Here is a 2726-nt window from a genome sequence, read left to right as displayed (position 1 = left end):
ATCCCCGCGGGCAAGGTCTACCTCAGCCCCGGTGATCGACTGCTACGACGGGGATGCCGGTGGCCTGGACGATCGGCACGAGCCCGAACGCCGAGCTGGCCAACCGGATGCTCCGCGACGCGTGCGCCACGCTCGGGACGGGGAGCGTCCGGTCATCCACTCCGACCGCGGTTGCCACTACCGGTGGCCCGGGTGGATCAGCATCTGCAGGGAGAACGGGTTGACCCGGTCGATGAGCGCGAAGGGCTGCAGTCCGGACAACGCGGCCGCGGAAGGGTTCTTCGGGCATCTCAAGCAGGAGTTCTTCCACGGCCGGAGCTTCACGGGCGTCACCATCGAAGGGTTCGTCGAACAGTTGGACGGGTACATGCGCTGGTATCGGGACGAGCGGATCAAGCTCGCCTTCGGCACCAGCATCGCCAAACGAAGACGCGAGCTCGGACTCATGGCATAATCAAAGAACAAGGACACCGGAGTCCAACAAAACGTCACCACCCCCAAACCTCAACAAACAATTGAACAAAAACACCCCGTCGCCGGACTGGACGCATGGGTGGAAACCTCCCCGACGCCTCGCCGTACGCCTGCTCCCAGTGGACCGTGGCGGGATTCAACAGCCCGACCCAGCTCAAGCTGAGGCCCCTCATCCTGTCGCCCGAAGGTCTGGAACGGGTGGGCTGGACGACCGGAGCCGCCGTGCCGGAGGAGGTGGATAAGCTGATCGCCGGACGAGGATGGGTGGTCGCGGTCAACACCCTCGCCGCAATGAACCCCGTCTGCCTGCGCTTCGACGCGCTGGGCGATCCCCGATGGAAGTCCCGGAAGCATGTGCCGCTGTCTTGGGATTGGGACGAGAAAAAACAGGGGCGCTGACCCCATCGGCGTCATCCCCGGTGACGGTTTTCCCATCGCGCAACCAGCGCGGAACCGCATGGGAAAGCCGTTTCCGGGAGATCCACCAGTCTACCAGATATGGGAAGAACCAATTCTCAACGGAGAACCAATTCCCAACAACCGGCATCCAGTCTACCAGATATAGGGAACTAATTCCCAAGCATATCAGCAGCGGCGCAGGTCGATTCCCCTGTGCACGCCACGCGGCTTCAGAGGTTCGGATGGGGGGTGGGGACCCGGTTGGCCGGATCCCCATTTTTCGCCCGTTTTAGTTCCATTCCTGCGGCCAGTTCGCGGGTTTGCCGATCTCGTCGAGTTTCGGCAGTCCGTTGATGATGTCGACGGTTTCCACGCTGACGCGAATGACCTTCTCCACGAGGTCGACGATGTAGCGCGGATCGTCCGAATAGTCGTTCGGGTCGTTCGTGATGCCGCTTTTCTTGTCCGTGGTGACCTGATACCGGTCGATTAGCCATCCGATGGCGGTCTTGCCGTTCACCACGTACTCGTAGGCGCGCAGCGGGATGTTTTCGATGGTCAGGTTCTCGGCGACTTGGAGCACGGTCAGGTCGGCGACCTTCTTGCCGGTGTCGGGATCCTTGACCTTTCGCGGGTACGTCATCCTGACCGTGCGGCCCGGGTTCGTCGGATCGCCGATCTCGGTCACGTCCCACGGCTTGACCTTCTCGTAGTTCAGGTGCAGCTTGGCGAGCTTGCGGCCGGCCTGTTCGAACGCCTTGAAGTTACGGGCGAGCGGGATGCGCGGCAGCTCCTTGGTCAGGTTGTTGGCGAAGCGCCTGCGGTACTCGCTGCTGTGCAGAATGCCGTACACGTAGTAGAAGATGTCCTCCTTGGTGATGCTTAGTGCGGGGTACGCCGCACGGAACACGTTCAGCGCCGTGTCGGTAATTGCATCGTGACGCACATACCCATGCGAATCCGCACGGTCACGTATCTCGTAGAAGTCAAGACCATACTTCTCCGGAGAGTCATCATCCAACTTCTCATACCAATACAACGGAAAACACTGCGCATTAAAAGAGAGCTGTATGTCAGGGACAACATCAGTCATCAAACACGAGAACTGTCTGCTCCCAAGAACGATGCTAATCTGAAGATTTTTCGCTTCGGGATACGGGAACAACTGCGGCTGAAGATATGTTCTTTCGTTGGTCTGTTTGTCGAACCATAGAAATTGTTTGGCGAAAGGCCGGTAAGCGGAACGCACAATTTTGCCTTGTTCCGGATGCTTGGTCTTCTTCTTCGCAAAATCTTGCCTGAAGCCTGCCGTCCATGAAATATCAGGGCTGGGAACCATGTACTTTTCCGGCGATGATGTGTCACCCGATTGAGTGAATCGGGAAAGGCAATCATTGTAGTAAGGGGGCTGCGGACGTTTTCTTGGAGATAGTCATGCAGCCATTCCTTGGCTTTGACGATATTGTACCGGACTCATCCAGTCCAGCGACTGTTTGATGCGCTCGTGGTTGTACCAGTGGATGTACTCGTCGATCAGGACAAGCACCTCGTCGCGGGTGCGTTTCTCCCAATGCTCGGGATAGACGGACTCCGTCTTCATGCGACCGAAGAATCCCTCCGCGGCGGCGTTGTCGGGGCTGCAGCCCTTCGCGCTCATGGACCGGATCAGCCCGTAGCGTTCCATGAGCTCCAGCCATCCGGGCCACCGGTAGTGGCATCCCCGGTCGGAATGGACCACGGGACGGGCGTTGTCGGGCAGTGTCTCCGCCGCCTCGGCGAGCATCCGGTTGGCGAGCTCCGCGTTGGGATGGAAGCCGGCCGTGTAGGCGACGATCTTGCCGTCATGGCAGTCG

The 2726-nt window shown here is 59.6% G+C and carries 3 protein-coding genes and 1 pseudogene; 2 read left to right on the top strand and 2 right to left on the bottom strand.

Going from position 1 to position 2726, the window contains the following annotated elements:
- Together BIGA_RS08835 and BIGA_RS08830 are read left to right on the top strand one after the other, a co-directional pair.
- Positions 1-454 (top strand): annotated as a pseudogene (locus tag BIGA_RS08835) (transposase); the annotation flags it as partial.
- A gap of 95 nt (positions 455-549) precedes the next feature.
- Entirely contained in the window at positions 550-873 is a 324-nt protein-coding gene (locus BIGA_RS08830; RefSeq protein WP_033507983.1) for a hypothetical protein, read from the top strand.
- 289 nt (positions 874-1162) lie between these two features.
- On the opposite strand, the gene BIGA_RS08825 is transcribed toward BIGA_RS08830, so the two are convergent.
- Positions 1163-2212 (bottom strand): type ISP restriction/modification enzyme, encoded by a 1050-nt coding sequence (locus tag BIGA_RS08825; RefSeq protein ID WP_161786284.1) that lies wholly within the window; start codon positions 2210-2212, stop codon positions 1163-1165.
- A 93-nt stretch (positions 2213-2305) separates the two neighbouring features.
- A partial coding sequence (locus BIGA_RS08820; protein WP_034259972.1) for an IS3 family transposase occupies positions 2306-2726 on the bottom strand: 421 nt, incomplete at its 5' end.

Source organism: Bifidobacterium pullorum subsp. gallinarum (assembly GCF_000741215.1).
GTDB classification, from domain to species: Bacteria; Actinomycetota; Actinomycetes; order Actinomycetales; family Bifidobacteriaceae; genus Bifidobacterium; species Bifidobacterium pullorum_B.
The sequence above is the reverse complement of the archived record's forward strand: the minus strand, read 5'-3'. Positions and strand labels throughout refer to the sequence as shown.